Origin of the sequence: Mucilaginibacter sabulilitoris, from assembly GCF_034262375.1 — a bacterium.
Taxonomy (GTDB): domain Bacteria; phylum Bacteroidota; class Bacteroidia; order Sphingobacteriales; family Sphingobacteriaceae; genus Mucilaginibacter; species Mucilaginibacter sabulilitoris.
This window is the reverse complement of sequence record NZ_CP139558.1, coordinates 6,836,502-6,852,119: the sequence shown is the minus strand read 5'-3', so window position 1 is coordinate 6,852,119 and position 15,618 is coordinate 6,836,502. Positions and strand designations below refer to the sequence as shown.

15 protein-coding genes are annotated in these 15,618 nt (G+C 42.6%); 8 read left to right on the top strand and 7 right to left on the bottom strand.

Features of this window, described 5'->3' with window-relative positions; translation table 11 throughout:
- The first annotated feature begins 15 nt into the window (after nucleotides 1-15).
- The 4 genes from SNE25_RS28965 to SNE25_RS28950 all read left to right on the top strand — a co-directional run bounded on the left by SNE25_RS28965 (nucleotide 16) and on the right by SNE25_RS28950 (nucleotide 4,656).
- On the top strand, nucleotides 16-1,620 hold the full coding sequence (locus SNE25_RS28965) for a SusD/RagB family nutrient-binding outer membrane lipoprotein (RefSeq protein WP_321562491.1): 1,605 nt from the start codon (nucleotides 16-18) through the stop codon (nucleotides 1,618-1,620).
- 72 nt (nucleotides 1,621-1,692) lie between these two features.
- Nucleotides 1,693-2,787 (top strand): alkaline phosphatase family protein, encoded by a 1,095-nt coding sequence (locus tag SNE25_RS28960; protein ID WP_321562490.1) that lies wholly within the window; start codon nucleotides 1,693-1,695, stop codon nucleotides 2,785-2,787.
- A 22-nt stretch (nucleotides 2,788-2,809) separates the two neighbouring features.
- Nucleotides 2,810-3,625 carry a glycerophosphodiester phosphodiesterase family protein gene (locus SNE25_RS28955; protein ID WP_321562489.1) on the top strand — a complete coding sequence of 272 codons (816 nt, stop codon included), beginning with the start codon at nucleotides 2,810-2,812 and terminating at the stop codon, nucleotides 3,623-3,625.
- Nucleotides 3,626-3,807: 182 nt separating this feature from the next.
- Nucleotides 3,808-4,656: a metallophosphoesterase family protein gene (locus tag SNE25_RS28950; RefSeq protein ID WP_321562488.1), complete on the top strand. Its 849-nt coding sequence runs from the start codon at nucleotides 3,808-3,810 to the stop codon at nucleotides 4,654-4,656.
- Between the two features lie 6 nt (nucleotides 4,657-4,662).
- Here the strand turns inward: SNE25_RS28950 and SNE25_RS28945 are convergent, their stop codons facing one another.
- From SNE25_RS28945 to SNE25_RS28920, 6 genes are all read right to left on the bottom strand, one after another.
- Nucleotides 4,663-5,628 carry a Gfo/Idh/MocA family protein gene (locus SNE25_RS28945; protein ID WP_321562487.1) on the bottom strand — a complete coding sequence of 322 codons (966 nt, stop codon included), beginning with the start codon at nucleotides 5,626-5,628 and terminating at the stop codon, nucleotides 4,663-4,665.
- A 116-nt stretch (nucleotides 5,629-5,744) separates the two neighbouring features.
- Complete coding sequence (locus tag SNE25_RS28940; RefSeq protein ID WP_321562486.1) at nucleotides 5,745-6,803, bottom strand: hypothetical protein; 1,059 nt, start codon at nucleotides 6,801-6,803, stop codon at nucleotides 5,745-5,747.
- Between the two features lie 70 nt (nucleotides 6,804-6,873).
- A complete protein-coding gene (locus SNE25_RS28935; RefSeq protein ID WP_321562485.1) occupies nucleotides 6,874-8,457 on the bottom strand; it encodes an N-acyl-D-amino-acid deacylase family protein in 1,584 nt (527 codons plus the stop codon).
- Between the two features lie 7 nt (nucleotides 8,458-8,464).
- Nucleotides 8,465-9,352, bottom strand: a complete 888-nt coding sequence (locus SNE25_RS28930; RefSeq protein ID WP_321562484.1) for a class I SAM-dependent methyltransferase — start codon at nucleotides 9,350-9,352, stop codon at nucleotides 8,465-8,467.
- Between the two features lie 117 nt (nucleotides 9,353-9,469).
- Nucleotides 9,470-10,222, bottom strand: coding sequence for an ABC transporter ATP-binding protein (locus SNE25_RS28925; RefSeq protein WP_321562483.1), 753 nt, complete (start codon nucleotides 10,220-10,222; stop codon nucleotides 9,470-9,472).
- Entirely contained in the window at nucleotides 10,219-10,950 is a 732-nt protein-coding gene (locus tag SNE25_RS28920) for an MlaE family ABC transporter permease (protein ID WP_321562482.1), read from the bottom strand. The genes SNE25_RS28925 and SNE25_RS28920 overlap by 4 nt, the downstream gene beginning before the upstream one ends.
- Before the next feature lie 220 nt (nucleotides 10,951-11,170).
- Between SNE25_RS28920 and SNE25_RS28915 the strand changes: the two genes are divergently transcribed.
- The 4 genes from SNE25_RS28915 to SNE25_RS28900 all read left to right on the top strand — a co-directional run bounded on the left by SNE25_RS28915 (nucleotide 11,171) and on the right by SNE25_RS28900 (nucleotide 14,680).
- A complete protein-coding gene (locus tag SNE25_RS28915; protein WP_321562481.1) occupies nucleotides 11,171-11,875 on the top strand; it encodes an SDR family oxidoreductase in 705 nt (234 codons plus the stop codon).
- Nucleotides 11,876-12,123: 248 nt separating this feature from the next.
- Nucleotides 12,124-12,708: a PspC domain-containing protein gene (locus tag SNE25_RS28910; RefSeq protein ID WP_321562480.1), complete on the top strand. Its 585-nt coding sequence runs from the start codon at nucleotides 12,124-12,126 to the stop codon at nucleotides 12,706-12,708.
- A 61-nt stretch (nucleotides 12,709-12,769) separates the two neighbouring features.
- Nucleotides 12,770-13,756: a LiaI-LiaF-like domain-containing protein gene (locus SNE25_RS28905; protein ID WP_321562479.1), complete on the top strand. Its 987-nt coding sequence runs from the start codon at nucleotides 12,770-12,772 to the stop codon at nucleotides 13,754-13,756.
- Nucleotides 13,757-13,975: 219 nt separating this feature from the next.
- Nucleotides 13,976-14,680, top strand: coding sequence for a peptidase associated/transthyretin-like domain-containing protein (locus SNE25_RS28900; RefSeq protein WP_321562478.1), 705 nt, complete (start codon nucleotides 13,976-13,978; stop codon nucleotides 14,678-14,680).
- A gap of 211 nt (nucleotides 14,681-14,891) precedes the next feature.
- Here the strand turns inward: SNE25_RS28900 and SNE25_RS28895 are convergent, their stop codons facing one another.
- A complete protein-coding gene (locus tag SNE25_RS28895; protein WP_321562477.1) occupies nucleotides 14,892-15,584 on the bottom strand; it encodes a hypothetical protein in 693 nt (230 codons plus the stop codon).
- Between the last annotated feature and the right edge of the window lie 34 nt (nucleotides 15,585-15,618).

Genomic DNA, 15,618 nt, shown 5'->3' with positions numbered 1-15,618 from the left:
AAAAATTGAATAATTATGAAAAAGATATTTGTTAACTATATGCTGCCAGTATTTATGGTATTGGCAGTAACAGGTTGTAAAAAGAGCTTTCAGGAGCTAACCCAAAACAATAACGTGCCCAGCACGGTTCCGGCGTCGCTGTTATTTAACGGTATATTGAATAAAATCGCCGATCTCCCTCAAACCAATAATGAGATCTATTGCCAGTACTACCTGTATAACTATGATTATTACGGAAATAATCGTTATGACGCGTTAGCCAACGGTGGCGACAATTATTACAGTACTATTAAAAATGTACTGGATATGGAAAAACAGGCAGCAGCCTCGGGCGGTGCGGCTGTTAACCCTTATGAAGCATTAGGTAAATTTTTTAGGGCTTATTTTTTCACTAAAATGAGTTTGGAAGAAGGCGATATCCCGATGACCGAAGCGTTAAAAGGTCTTGACAACTTAACCCCTGCATATGATACCCAAAAGGCGGTTATGGTACAGGCATTTGCGTGGCTCGAAAGTGCTAACGCTGATCTTACCCAACTGATCAAAGATCCAACTGTTGGAGGTTCTGGTGTGGGCTCATCATTAACCAACGATATTTACTTTAACAATGATCTTTCAAAATGGCAAAAAACAGTGAATACCTTCCGTATCAGGTTGTTAATAGCTTTAAGCAAAAAAACAGCTGATATTGATGTTAAAACGCAATTCGCCAATATCATTGGTAATCCAACCAAATATCCATTGATGGCTAACAATGCCGATAACCTGCAATACACTTTCGTTTCGCCAAACAACTATTACCCTACAAACCCGAACAATTTTGGGCAAAATGGTTCAAGGCAAAACATGTCGGCTACTTATGTTGGCCTGCTTACTCAATTGAAAGATCCAAGGGTATTTGTTACTGCCGAGCCTTCGCGTTACAGGGTAGATACCTTAAAGCAAAGCCCTACCGATTTTAATTCATTTGTTGGTGCCGATGCGGGGCTTGACCTTGGTGTAATGTACAATAACGCCACTTTGCAACGTTACTCGTTTTTAAACCGCAAGCATTTTTATTCAACCTATACTGGTGAACCAAGCGTACAAATAGGTTATGCCGAGCTGATGTTTAATATTGCCGAAGGTATTAACCTGGGCTGGGCATCAGGCGATGCCGAAGCATATTACGTTAAAGGTATACAGGCATCTTTTGATTCTTATACCATACCTACAGGCACCGGTACATTTACCGTATACTTTTATCGTCCGGGCGCAACAAAAGGTACTACTGATCAAACCAGTTATAACACTTACCAGGTCAACGTAAACTGGAATACCTATTATGCACAGCCTTTGGTAAAATATGCCGGCGGCGCTACAGGCCGTACTCAAATATTACAGCAAAGGTACCTGGCGTTGTTCCGTCATTCGGGTTTAGAATCATACTTTACTTACCGCCGTACCGGGGTGCCTGATTTTACAACCGGCCCGGGTACAGGTAATGGTAGCCGTATAGCGCTGCGTTTTGAGTACCCAACATCAGAAAGAACTGTAAATGCTGATAATTATAATAAAGCATTAGCCAGCCAGTTTGGGGGCAAGGATGATATAAACGGCAAAATGTGGATACTGCAATAACAAACTAAAACTAAATTTTGATAAGGCTTCCCGGTACACCGGGAAGCCTTTGTCGGGTTAAACAAAAAAGCTATGAAAAAAATAATTTTAACGCTCATGCTTGCCGGTACGTTTTCAGTATTATTTGCCCAGCAGCATAAAACCGAAAATGTAATTATTGTAACCATCGATGGCTTACGCTGGCAGGAAGTTTTCAGAGGCGCCGATTCGGTGCTGATCGATTCAAAAGAAACAAATGACAAAGAAGAAGTGCGCAAAAATTATTGGGCGTCATCGGCCGATGAACGCCGCAAAATGCTGATGCCTTTTTTTTGGTCGGCACTGGTACAGCAGGGGCAGTTATATGGCAACCGCGATAAAGGCAGTAAAGATGAAGTAGCCAATCCGTATCATTTTTCATATCCCGGCTATAACGAAATCATGACTGGGTTTCCTGACCCGAGGATGAACACTAACGATGCGATCACCAATCCCAATATGAATGTGTTGGAGTTTTTGAATAAGCAAAAGGGCTTCGAACACAAAGTGGCTGCTTTTTCGTCATGGGAACGGTTTACGCAGATCCTGAACACACCGCGCTCAGGTATAATTAACAACTCTGGTTACATGAAGCTGACCGTACCCGGTATTAATGACCGTTTAACATTTTTAAATGAGATACAAAACGAAGGTCCTCATTTCCTGGGCGACTCCACCCGTATTGATTATTTAACATTTGAGTTTGCAAAAACTTATATGAAGCAGTTTAAACCACGCGCGTTTTATGTAGCTTTTGACGAACCTGATGATATGGCACATGCCGGAAATTATAAATTTTATCTGGACCGCATTCGCCAGGAAGACGATTACATCAAACAACTATGGCAGTTTGTACAAACCGATCCGGCTTATAAAAACAAGACCACCCTTATTGTTACCTGCGACCATGGCAGGGGAGATGAGCCCTTTATAAAATGGCGTGATCATGGTAAAGACGTACTTCATTCAGAGCAAACCTGGTTTGCTGTTTTAGGTCCCGATACACCTGCTTCGGGCGAAATGAAATCAGACGTAACCACATATCACAAACAGCTTGCCCAAACCATAGCTAAATTGTTAGGGTTCGATTTTAAGGCAGCGGCGGGCCATGAAGTTGGTGACGCTATAGGGAGCGTTATGGGTAAATAATTATAGGCTTAATTTTAAGATAATGCGCTTAGCAATAATAGCAGCAATTGCCTTATTTGCAGGGTTGGATGCTTATGTAACCAACCCTGCTCCTGTATCAAAGCATAAATTTATAATAGCGGCCCATCGGGGCGATCACGTGGTATACCCCGAAAATACACTTGCCGCTTATCAGGAAGCCGTAAAAAATGAGGCCGATTATGTAGAGATAGACCTGCGAACCACAAAGGATGGCGAACTGATCAGCATGCATGATGCCAGCGTTAACCGAATGACCAACGGCAGCGGCCTGGTTAAGGACCTAACCCTCGCGGAACTTGAACACTTAAGGGTAAAAAGCAAGGACACTGCATCAACAGAAATTCATCGGATACCTACATTTAAGCAGATATTAAAGCTGTGTAAAAATAAGATCAATATCTATCTTGATTTTAAGGCAGCTGATCCGATACTGGCTTACCAAATGATAAAACAGCATGGTATGGAAAAGCAGGTGCTTGTTTACATTAACAGTACCGAACAGTTCGAGGGCTGGCGTAAAGCTGCCCCCAAAATGCCCCTGATGCTCAGTCTGCCCGATAGCGTCAAAACCGTAGCAGGAATGGACGATTTTATTAATAAATACCAACCTGATATCCTGGACGGCACCTACAAACAGTACGATGCAGGAATGGTGAAATTTGCAGCAGACAAAAACATACCTGTTTGGCCCGATATCCAAAGCGCGGGTGAAGGCCCCGCAGACTGGGACAAAGCATTGGTCATAGGCTTAACCGGCTTACAAACCGATCATCCGGCGGCGTTGGTGAAGTATTTAAAGGGGAGAGGGCTGAGGTAGAAGATTACAAACCAACCTGTCATTCTGAGCGGAGCGAAGAATCTATTCATGAACCCTTTCTATCAGCAATAGATCCTTCGTACCTCAGGATGACAATTTTTGTGAGGATATTATTCCAATTATCCATCCACCCTTAACCCTGATTTAACACCTTCATCTTAACTTTACGGAAAAATTACTACATGACTACCCGCAGAGAATTTATTGGGGCCGGCTTAACCGGTATTGCAGCTTTAACCTTGTTGCCTGCTGTTAACACTTTTGCAAACGTTAATAATGATTACCAGCGCTATAGCAAAGCCAAACCAAAACTTCGTTTTGCACTGGCATCTGATATTCATTACGGACAACCGGGAACAGACTATGCACTGAATACTGGTAACATGGTTAAATGGCTGAATGCCGATCACGCTCAAAATCATCTGGACATGGTAATTGTTAACGGCGACCTGGTGCATAACCGCCCAGACCTGCTGCCCGAAATAAAATCCAAATACCTGGATAAGCTAAGCGTTCCATACCACACCATTCCGGGGAATCATGATTTTGCTGATGCTACCGTTTGGCAAAAGAACTTTGGTTACGAAGATAAATACACCGTAGAGTTTGGCGACATTGGCTTTGTGCTGGCTAATACCGCCGATACCAAAGGAACTTACCTTTGCCCTGATAATACTTTTATTAAAGCATCACTTGATAAGTTTGCCAATAAAAAGATAGTTTTTGTGATATTACACATCGCGCCTTATAAATGGCAAAAGGACGACTTCTTTGTCGATTGCCCGGAGACTATCGATCTGCTGCACAGCTATCCAAATGTGAAAGCCACTTTCCACGGGCATGATCACCTGTTGGATGGCATACGTTATACAGGCAACAAATTCCCGCATTTCTTTGACTCGCACATTGGCGGGGATTGGGGAACTGAGTATAAAGGATACCGTATAGTGGAGGTTGATGCGCAAAACGCTATTTACACCTACCAGGTTAACGCCAGCCAAAATCCGGTGCTTAATTCTAATAAACTGTAAAATATTTTATTTTTCGGAAGGAAACTTTAATCCTATCTCCGCGCGGGCCCTGTCAATAAGATCTATCATTTGTTTCGACATTTGATGGCTGATGATAGGGCTTTCTGTTTGGCCCGATTTTACCAGGTTACAAAAATGCGCTATCTCGTAGTTTAAGCCCCCAGCTGTAAATGGTTCATCAAGTTCAACGGTACGGCCATCAAGATAGTTAATGGTCGCTCGAGCGGGATTCCACCAGTTTTTATGGATGGTGATATGGCCCAGCGGACCTGCTATCAATGCGTCGCCTTTGCCGTGCAGGTCAAAACCGGCATAGAGTTGGGAATAGCCCCCGGTATGCAGTGTTTGAAATACGGTAAACATATCTATCCCGGTTTGGCCAAACCGACCCATGGCCTGTACATCCTGCAATTCTCCAAGCCAGTCTACAGCTAAAAAGGCTTCATATATACCAATCTGCATAAGCCCGCCGCCTGCCAGTTCAAGGTTATAGTTAGGGTGTTCGGGCGGGCAATCAGCTACCGAGGATTCTGCACGCACATAACCCGCCGGGCCAATAGGGTCAAGAGCCAAATGTTCTTTTAAATGGAGATATAATGGATAAAATGCCGGTTTCATGCCTTCCATAAAAAGCAGATTGCAATCTTTGGCCACAGTAATCACTTGTTCCAGTTCGGGCAGGTTTACGGTTACCGGTTTCTCGCAAAGTACATGTTTACCAGCTTTTAATGCTGTTATGCTGTAAGCAGCATGGCTATCGGGCAGGGTGGCAATGTAAACCGCGTCAATATCGCTGGCCAGCAGCTCATCAACACTGTCACAGGCTATACCACCATATTGTTCAACAAAGGCATTAACGGTAAAGGGCCGTCTTGACCATGACGATACCAATCTGGTATCGGCCACGTCATGAAGGCCCTGCATAAACCTATGGGCAATGCGCCCGCAACCTATTATTCCCCACTTGATCATTTGAGTAACGAGTTTTAAGTGATGAGTTTTGAGTTTCTGTTAACGCAAAAGTGATGAGTCTGGAGTATTACCCGCAGGCAAAAACTCAAAACTCATCACTCCTAACTCAAAACTACTTATTGGTACTGTATATAAATAGGATATGGTTTGTATCTTGATAAAACCTCCTCAGGCGTTAGCATGTGGAATGGTTTCTTTTTAATGTCGTTTTTATAGAATAGCTTAAAGCCTGTGAACTGAACCGGCTCCTGGTTTATAAAGTAACGGTAAGTACCGGTTTTCAGATCGGGCTCGCCCCATCCGTCCATATCCATTACTACTTGTACCTCTTTCCGTAGTTTGATGTTCTTATAGTTGGTAACCATCTTTTTGGTAAAGCGGTGTACCACTAAAATTTTGGGGGGCAGGTTGTGTTTTTTAACCAGACCGGCTAAGTAACCAGATACATAGTTAACATCGGCAGCATCATAGGTGCCTATTTTTTTACCGGGTTTGGTACCATCTTTCATCGAAAACTCAGGGTCCATTCCAAAGTGTACCTGTGGCATGGCCAGGTATTTTTCAAGCAATGGTAACTCAGCCTGTATATTGCTCAGGGCTACCTGCACATCTAAAAATACAATAGCATGAGCTTTTTTAGCCAGTACCAAAACGCTGTCAATCTGTTTAAACGGCATGCGGTAACGGAATTTGCCATCTTTACCTCCATCGCCCTGGGCCACTACAGCAATATAATGCAACGCAGGCTGTACCGGTGTTTTCGGATCGGCTTTTTCCCAATGTTTTACTTCACCTTTTAATTTGGCCAGCATTTCATTTGGTGGTAGTTCGCCTAAAATACCCATCCTTTTGGAGTATAGGTTACCATAAAAAGCTACCACACGTTTAAACGGTAAAATAGCGCCGTTTAAAGGGTATGGCGTATTTTTAACCGGCCATCTGCCGGTAGTATCGCCATGGGCATTAAATACCAGTAAAGAATCATAAAGCTTTTTATCCAAAGGAGGATAGCTTGATTTTACTTCGCTAAGCGTGTCTTCAGTTTCGCCTTTGGCCGAATCAGCCTTTGCTGTTTCTTTACTGCCTGGCTTGCTGGCACTGTTACTTTGATTGCAATTGGTAAGAAGCGTAATGGATAATAAAAGGACCGAAGCCGAAAGGAAAAAATGTTTCATTATAATGGTGAGATAATTTGCGTGTTTTATTCGCCGGGTTAATAGTGCGCTCTAACTTGTTAATTATTAATTATTTCTGTTGATATCCGGGGCCGTGCAAAATAACACCTTTTCTGGTACCAATGTGTTTAAAATTATCAACAGTTATATTCCCGTTTACCAAAACATACTTAAACCCTGTTGAATAGGCGTGGGGATGTTCAAAGGTCGACTGGTCCTTAACCGTGTTGGCGTCAAAGATAACAATATCTGCAAACATACCGGGCTGTAATAAGCCCCGGTTGGTAAGGTGGAATTTTTGTGCGGGCAGTGAGGTCATTTTCCGCACCGCGTCCTCAAGCCTGATAATATTTTTTTCACGTACATAATAAGCCAGCACTCGGGCATTGCTGCCATAACCGCGCGGATGCGGTACCCCGGCGCCAAATAAACGGATGCCTGAATCGGACGCGACCATAGTAAGCGGGTATTGCAGTATGCGTTCTACATCAACCTCATTTAATCCATGAAATACCATTGAGGCGCTGCCAATTTTGGTGATATTTAAAATGGTTTCAATTTCATTGGGGATGGTTGACGGGCGACCTTTATCAATATTGATCTGCATAATGTTTTTTCCGTTGATAGATGGATCGCCATCGCAATGGGCCACCACCGCATAATCAAAATGCTCACGGGTACGCCTTTTCATATCCGTTATCATTTCGGCAACCACCTTTTGATGGATGAGCGGGTTGTTCAATCGTTTCAACACCGAGTCATGACCGCCATCCTGCAGCCAGTCGGGCAGTAGTACATTTAAAGTGGTGCTGCTGGCTGTGTAGGGGTATTGGTCAACCGTTACATCCAAACCTTCCTGCCTTGCCTTTTCAACCATGGCTATCATATCGGCCGAGCAGTTCCAGTTGGGTAAACCAACCTTAAAATGCGATATCTCTACCGGTATATTGGCTTGTCTGCCAATATCAATAGCCTCGGCAATGGCATCAAATATTTTATCCGTTTCGTTACGCATGTGCGAGGTATAAACCCCATGGTATTTGGCGGCTGCCTTTGCCAGGGCAACAACCTCGGGCGTTTTGGAGTACAAACCGGGCGTGTAAATTAAACCGGTTGAAAAACCTACTGCGCCATCTCGCATGGCCTGCTCTACAATGGCCTGCATTTTTTGCAGCTGTTTTTCATTGGGCGTTACAGCGGCTTTGCCTAAAACAGCCTCGCGTACATCGTTATGGCCTATGAGGGTGGCCACGTTTACCGATAGCTTAATGCTTTCCAGTTGTTTAAAATATTGGGCTATATTGATGTTGGAGCTTCCGCAATTACCGGTAATTACGGTAGTAACACCATCATAAATAAAGTTATCGGCACTGGGGGTTTTCTTTTCATCGCCCTCAATGTGGGTATGCACATCAATAAAACCGGGAGCAATAATTAAACTGGTAGCATCAATGGTTTTATCGGCTTTGCTTTTAGAAAGATCGCCTATGCTTACAATCTTATCTTTATTAATACCTATATCGCCGTAAAACCACGGATTGCCGGCGCCATCAATTATTTTACCGTTTTTAAGGATGATGTCAAAATGCTGCTGACCATAACAAACACCGCACACAAGCAGCATTAGTAAAGTATAAAACAGCCTTTTAACCATACTTAAACTATGAACTTGTTTTAAAGAATTTTCCGAAAACGCCGAGCGGTAGTTTAGATCCGGCGGTAGCTTGCAGGTAAAGCTCCCCAATTTCCAGGTTCTGCACTTTAGGGAAAGCGCTTTTAATAAGGTTTTCAATAATTACTGATGAAAAACCAAGTGAGTATGTATTCAGGATCAGGAAATGCTCTTCAGGGTCAAGCAGCTGAATTACATCGGCCATCATTTCGTTGATATTGTCTTCCAATTTCCACTTTTCACCGTTAGGACCGTTGCCATAAGCGGGTGGATCAAGAATAATGCCGTTATATTTTTTGCCACGCTTCAGCTCACGTTTCACAAACTTTAGAGCGTCTTCAACTACCCAGCGAATGTTGCTCAAACCGGATATTTCCTGGTTTTCGTTGGCCCAGGTAACCACCTGTTTTATCGAATCAACGTGCGTGGTATCGGCGCCTGCTGCCTGTGCAATTAACGATGCGCCGCCGGTATAGGCAAACAGGTTAAGCACTTTGGGTTGCGGGGTTTTAAACTTTTTAATGTTTTGGGTAATGTAGTCCCAGTTAACGGCCTGTTCCGGGAAAATACCAAGATGTTTAAATGACGTTAGCCCCAGTCTGAACTTAATGGCAGCATCCTTGTTTTTGTATTCAATATGCCAGCGGTCGGGTGTTTTCTGGTCTTTCTTTATCCAGTCGCCCGCGGTTGCAGAGCGGCCCTTAAATTTAATATGGTGTAAACGCTGCCATTCAGATGGGGGCAATTGCTTGCTCCAAACCGCCTGCGGTTCGGGCCTTATAAGTATAATATTGCCAAAGCGCTCCAGCTTTTCAAAATCGCCGCAATCAATCAGCTCGTAATCTTTCCAGTGCGTTGGGGTTAATAGTTGGATCATCTTTTTTTCTGCTTCGGGGTGCGTGATGCCGGTGGCCGGACTTAAACGGCGCAAATATAACAAAATCCTTTACGCCGCAGATAATCTGGTCACTCGAACCTCGCTCCCCGTCACCAATCAAAGCTTAGCTTTTGCTGCCTGCATAAATTTACTGGCAAATACAAAGTCGTTCAGTTCCTGGTTATCGGTGTGGGCAATTTCTTTGTTGCTGCCTTCCCACCATTTTTTACCTTGATGTAAAAACAAAATATGATCGCCAATACCCATTACGGAGTTCATATCATGCGTAACCACTACAGTTGTTATTTCATACTCTTCGGTAAGCTCATTGATAAGTTCATCAATCAGAATAGAAGTTTTTGGATCGAGGCCCGAGTTGGGTTCATCCACAAACAGGTATTTTGGTTGCATGGATATGGCGCGGGCAATCCCTACGCGTTTTTTCATGCCGCCCGATAGTTCGGATGGATATAGTTTATTTTTACCGGCAAGATTAACCCGTTCCAGGCAAAAATTGGCCCGGTCGAGTTTTTCGGCTTTTGACTGGGTGGTGAACAGGTTAAGTGGGAACATAATGTTCTCTTCAACTGTCATAGAGTCAAACAAGGCCGAGTTTTGAAAAAGCATCCCGATTTTGGTTCGGATAGGAACCCGTTGTTCAAAATCCATGTCAGTAAAGTTTTCGCCATCAAAAATCACGTCGCCTTTGGTTGGGTCATGTAAACCAACAATACATTTAAGCAGGGTGGTTTTGCCAGATCCGGAACCGCCGATGATCAGGTTATTTTTGCCGGGTTTAAAAATTGCGCTTATACCTTTCAGTACTTCGTTATCGCCAAATGTTTTGTAGATGTCTTTAATTTCAATCATAGTAGCAGGCGTGAAATGATCAGGTCCACGAATAGTATCATGATACAGCTCCAAACAACGCCGCGTGTTGCCGACTGCCCAACTTCAAGCGACCCACCGTTGGTATAAAAGCCCTGATATGAGCAGATAGAAGTAATAATGAATCCGAAGAATATAGCTTTAACAGCGCAAACGGTAACAATAAGCGGGTTAAACCCATCTGTTAAACCGGTTACATAATCGGCTGTTGAAACATCGTTTGATGCGGCACAGGCTATGTAACCGCCCGTTAAACCTAAAATTACCGATACAATAACCAATAAAGGGACCATGCTTACACCGGCTATAATTTTGGGCGATATCAAATAGCCGGGAGCGTTAACACCCATGATTTCCAAAGCGTCGATCTGTTCGGTTACGCGCATGGTGCCAATTTGCGACGCCATGCTTGAACCTACACGACCTGCCAGCACCAATGCCGAAATAGTGGGGCTAAATTCCAGGATGGTTGAATCGCGGGTGATGCCGCCGACAATTGTTTTCGGAATAAAGTCGCTCACGAGCTGAAACGCGGTTTGTATGGTTGCTACAGCACCTATGAATACCGAAATAACGGCAATGATGCCCAGTGAGCCTATACCCACCGAAACCATCTCGCGCATTACCTCTTTCCAGTAAACACTAAACTTTTCAGGCTTTCTGAAGCTTAACCGCAGCAGAAGTATGTATTTTCCTAAACTTTGGAACATTGTTAAGTATTAAAAAGTGGCTAAAATTACATTTTTAAATTAAGCTTTAACCGTCGCTATTATTGAATGATTATATAAATATGCATTTTTATAAGCTTATTTATTACTGCATACGTAAATTGGCCAAATAAAGCTTCAACCCGCATCAAAAAAAATCAGCTCCATTTTTTTGGGGCTGTTTTAAAAAAGAATAATTATAAAAACACACAGTATCACCATTATGAAGAACGCTCTTATTACAGGCGCAACAAAAGGCATGGGCCGTGCAATTTCTATTTCCTTTGCTAATGAAGGAATAAACGTGGCAATTTGTTCACGGAATGAGAAAGAATTATTAAAATTTAAAGAAGAGCTGCTTGATATCAATCCTGAAATTAAAGTTTTTACGCAGGTAACCGATGGCAGTAAAAAAGCCGAACTGCTAAAATTTGCTGCTGATGCCGAGCATGAATTGGGCTTTATTGATGTAATTGTAAACAGCCTGGGTATGTTTATACCCGCAAGTATATTGAACGAGAGCGATGAGGTGTTTGAAAAACAGGTAAATACCAACCTCATGCCAACTTATGAACTATACCGATATTTTGGTAAAACCATGATAGCCGCACGTAAAGGGCACTTTTTTAATATATGCTCTGTAGCTTCCTTAAACCCTATAGCCCAGGCCGGCGCATACAGTGTAACCAAATATGCGCTGTTAGGGCTGACAAAAGTGATGAGGCTCGAAATGCAGGAACACGGTGTAAAAGTAACTGCCATAATTCCGGGCTCCACGTTAACAGATTCCTGGAAAGACGCGGTTGTTGATAAGGACACCATGGTATTGCCGGAAGATATTGCATCGGCAATTATCAACATATACAAAATGAGCCCCGGCGCCAATGTAGACGAAATAATCATTAAACCTGCACCGGGCCAGTTATAATAAACAATTCGGGATAATTTATTTATAGAAACATCGCGCTCATTTATGTGGCTTGCAGCTCATTTAGCTGCCTGACGGAACAATGCGATTTGTTTTTACCGGTGTATAAAAAATAATGGGCTAAAAGCGCATTCGTTCGTCGGTGTTTTCAGGTACTTTACCGAAAGTTTGGTTATATTCACCTAAAAGTATTACGCTAAAAGCAATGTTGTTAGCACATTTGAACCATAAATTAACACTTATAAATTATGGAAAAGAAACTTTATCGCGATGAACACCGAAAGGTTTTAGGCGGTGTTTGCGCAGGCCTGGCCGACTATTTCGATATGGACATTGCTATAGTACGTGCCTTGTTTTTGCTTACGTTTATATTTATGGGTACCGGCTTCATGGTTTATATAGTTTTATGGATAGTGTTGCCCAGAAAGGATTACAGCCCTTTTAACCCTCATGTTGATTATAGGGTGCCGCCGCAGGAGCCCTTTAATCCGTTTACCGGTAATGTACCCCCAATGCCGGGAAGTCCGGTTAAAAAACAAGGAGCAACTAATGCCGGGCTTATTATTGGCGTAATATTGATATTTATTGGCGGGTCTTTCCTGCTTCATGAATTACATATATTCAGGCTATGGCACCTGGGCAAGTTGTGGCCTGCAATTTTGGTGATTGTAGGTTTTGCCATTATGGCTTCCGGAAACAGAAGAAAACCCTGGGAACGGGAAAACTGGCAAAATGCCGATACTAAAGAAGAGATTAAAGATGATACCCTGAATAAAGACGAAAGCTTTACCAAGAATGATGATAGCGCAAAAGATAATCCACCAACTGTATAATAATAGGCGCTTATACAAAGTCCTGTAAAGTACTTTTCATAATACTTAAAAGAATATTGAGATGAGAAACGATAAATTAGTTCCGGGTGCCATCCTTGTATGCATAGGAGCCATATTCCTGCTAAATAACTTTGATTATATCGACTTTCACTGGATGAATGTCATCCACCTGTGGCCCATATTTTTGATTATGGGTGGCGTTAATTTAGTTTTTGCCAATAACAGATCGGCATGGGCTACTATTTTAAAACTGGGAGTGGTGGTTCTGGGTTTCGGTTTGTTATTATTCGGGCATTTTGAAAAGTATAGTTTTTGGCCCGGCGCTTATACCTTCCATTATAATGATGATAAGGACAACGATAATAATGATGACGACAGCGACAGCACCAATACCGATCATGGCGTGGTTAAAATAGAAGGGAGCAGCATTTTTAATAAAGAGTATACGCCCGATGCCAAATTGGCGCGCCTTAATGTTAGCGGCGGTGGCACCACCTATACCTTAAATGATACCACCAGCCAGCTTTTTAAAGCCGAAACCAAAGAGTTTTATGGCAAGTACGAGTTTAACTCCACAAAAGAAGATTCGGTTTATGTATTAAACCTTAAAATGAAAAACAATAAGGGTTGGCATTTTGATTCGGACGATAATAAATCAAACCTGGCCAATATCAAACTAAACCCTAACCCCGTTTGGGATATCAATGTGGAGACAGGAGCAACAAAACTTGATTTTGACCTTAGTAAATTTAAAATTAAAAACTTAACTTTAAAGGGAGGTGCCGCATCGTTTGAGGTAAAGCTGGGCAATCCCCAGCCAAGCACCAATGTTGAAGTTTCAACCGGTGTATCAGAGGTAAAACTGAGTGTTCCGAAAGATGCGGCCTGCAGCATCCGTACAAACTCGGGCCTGTCATCGAGCGCGTTTGAAGGTTTTGATAAGAAAGACGATAGCCTTTACGAAACCCCGGGTTTTGAAGCGGCAAAAAATAAAATATACATCCACATGAGTGGCGCTGTATCTGACTTTAAAGTAAATAGGTATTAATTTATCAAACCGGTACCGGGACAGTATATCTATATTATTTACACATCGCCTCATGATAATCATGGGGCGTTTTTTTTTGCTCATATGTTAGTTGGATCAATTAACGCTCAAATTGCCTCACTTTTTTGTCATTAATTGCAGAAACTGCGCTTAAAAGTGTTAAATTCAAAACCATTATTGCAAAAAATAGGTTTAATTTACAGCTTAATTGATCTGCCCATGAAACCTAAATATCTTATATTAATTTTCGCCCTGTTTACAGCGTTTACCGCGAATGCCCAAAATGTGTTAAAAGGTACCGTTTATGAGTCGGGCAAAAATGTCCGGTTGCCAAACGTTTTCATAAGGGACGGTAACAACAAAAAGCAAATCACCATTAGTGATGATGATGGTAATTTTGCTATAAATACCGAAACCGGGCATACATTGATATTTGAATCACCAGGTTATGTATCTGATACTTTATATGTAACAACCCTGGCCCCGGCAAGGATACAAATGGTTACCAAAACCATAGCCCTGCGCCAGGTTGATATCACCTCAACAAGGCAATCGTTTGATGCGCACAAAGAATATCCGGAGGTTTACACCAGGAGCAAGGTGTATCCCTTATCACCATCGTCATGGTTCAGCAAAGATGCCCGTGATGCTCGCCGCCTAAAAAAATACTTTAAACACGAGGAAGAAGAAAGGCATGTTGATGAGGTATTTACTGTTACCTATGTACAAAGCCTGGTACCGCTGCGCGGCCAGGAACTTGAAAACTTTATGACCCTTTATAGGCCAACCTACGCATTCCTGAAAAATAACAATGGCGAGTCGCTAACGGTGTACATTAACGACTCGTATAAGAAATTTATGGCCCTGCCGCCAGGGCAGCGTTCACTACCAAGTCTTCCGGTCACAGGAAAAAGCCTGCAGTAATTAATCACCCCAAACGCTCATATCACCTGATGTTATCCTTTGATAAAGCAATTCTATCTGGCTTTTTATTATACGGTTTCTGATAATGCAGACAGTTGATCACCGGCAAAATATTGCACATCAAGTATATCAAAACCTTTAAAGCAGGGTTGATAATACAGCTTTGCACCAGAAATTCGGGATGATAACAGATGAAAGTTTAGTGTGAAGATTAGCCCCGGCCTAAAAGCTCGTCGAGCTTGTTGCGTTCGGTTTGCAGTTCGCGTGCCAGTTTCTTTTCTTTTTCGTTGGCCTTTGATTTGTAGGTTTTGTACTCTTCATCAAGCTCTTCGTAAAGCTTAATGCGGTATTTGGCCTCGCGGCTGTGTGCGCCAGAGCGTGCTATAACTATAGCGGCAATTGCTCCAAACGCGATAACCAATCCCCACATAAGCAAATTATAGGAAGCTTTGGTAAGTGGGATCCCTAAAAGGCTTATCTGGTCGCGCTTGGCATTTGATTCGGAAATCGTCTGATCCTTGGTGCTCACATCAGCTTTGAGACTGCTTATATCTTTGGTTTGTGTGGAAAGCTGCGCCTGGGCTTCTTTAAGTTTGCGGCGTTCGGTATTTAACGTGTCGCGCATATTTTTCCATAAGGCCGAAGCCAGGGGCTCCTGGTAGTGGTATAACTTACTAAGCAGGTATTTATACTGGCCGTTAAGTGATTTATCCTTAACTAATGCCGAATCTGCTTTGGTAGCTTTGGGTTGTGTATAATAAGATGGATTAGCAGGTGCTGCAGGTTTTATAGTAGTAGGTTTGCTGCCGGCTTTTTCAGCACTGTCCTGTGCAAATGCCAGGGTAGCGTTGCTCAAAAAAACGATCATTAAAACACAAATACTGAATAAAAAGCGCTTGTTCATCAAATGTAAAATTAGGTATCTATATATTAACAAA

Bases quoted from the DNA above. Each gene is read 5' to 3' on its own strand.
- SNE25_RS28925 (WP_321562483.1), bottom strand. From the start codon at position 10,222: ATGATTGAAATTAAAGACATCTACAAAACATTTGGCGATAACGAAGTA.
- SNE25_RS28955 (WP_321562489.1), top strand. From the start codon at position 2,810: ATGCGCTTAGCAATAATAGCAGCAATTGCCTTATTTGCAGGGTTGGAT.
- SNE25_RS28950 (WP_321562488.1), top strand. From the start codon at position 3,808: ATGACTACCCGCAGAGAATTTATTGGGGCCGGCTTAACCGGTATTGCA.
- SNE25_RS28940 (WP_321562486.1), bottom strand. From the start codon at position 6,803: ATGAAACATTTTTTCCTTTCGGCTTCGGTCCTTTTATTATCCATTACG.
- SNE25_RS28965 (WP_321562491.1), top strand. From the start codon at position 16: ATGAAAAAGATATTTGTTAACTATATGCTGCCAGTATTTATGGTATTG.
- SNE25_RS28910 (WP_321562480.1), top strand. From the start codon at position 12,124: ATGGAAAAGAAACTTTATCGCGATGAACACCGAAAGGTTTTAGGCGGT.
- SNE25_RS28915 (WP_321562481.1), top strand. From the start codon at position 11,171: ATGAAGAACGCTCTTATTACAGGCGCAACAAAAGGCATGGGCCGTGCA.
- SNE25_RS28935 (WP_321562485.1), bottom strand. From the start codon at position 8,457: ATGGTTAAAAGGCTGTTTTATACTTTACTAATGCTGCTTGTGTGCGGT.
- SNE25_RS28945 (WP_321562487.1), bottom strand. From the start codon at position 5,628: ATGATCAAGTGGGGAATAATAGGTTGCGGGCGCATTGCCCATAGGTTT.
- SNE25_RS28900 (WP_321562478.1), top strand. From the start codon at position 13,976: ATGAAACCTAAATATCTTATATTAATTTTCGCCCTGTTTACAGCGTTT.
- SNE25_RS28920 (WP_321562482.1), bottom strand. From the start codon at position 10,950: ATGTTCCAAAGTTTAGGAAAATACATACTTCTGCTGCGGTTAAGCTTC.
- SNE25_RS28905 (WP_321562479.1), top strand. From the start codon at position 12,770: ATGAGAAACGATAAATTAGTTCCGGGTGCCATCCTTGTATGCATAGGA.
- SNE25_RS28960 (WP_321562490.1), top strand. From the start codon at position 1,693: ATGAAAAAAATAATTTTAACGCTCATGCTTGCCGGTACGTTTTCAGTA.
- SNE25_RS28895 (WP_321562477.1), bottom strand. From the start codon at position 15,584: ATGAACAAGCGCTTTTTATTCAGTATTTGTGTTTTAATGATCGTTTTT.
- SNE25_RS28930 (WP_321562484.1), bottom strand. From the start codon at position 9,352: ATGATCCAACTATTAACCCCAACGCACTGGAAAGATTACGAGCTGATT.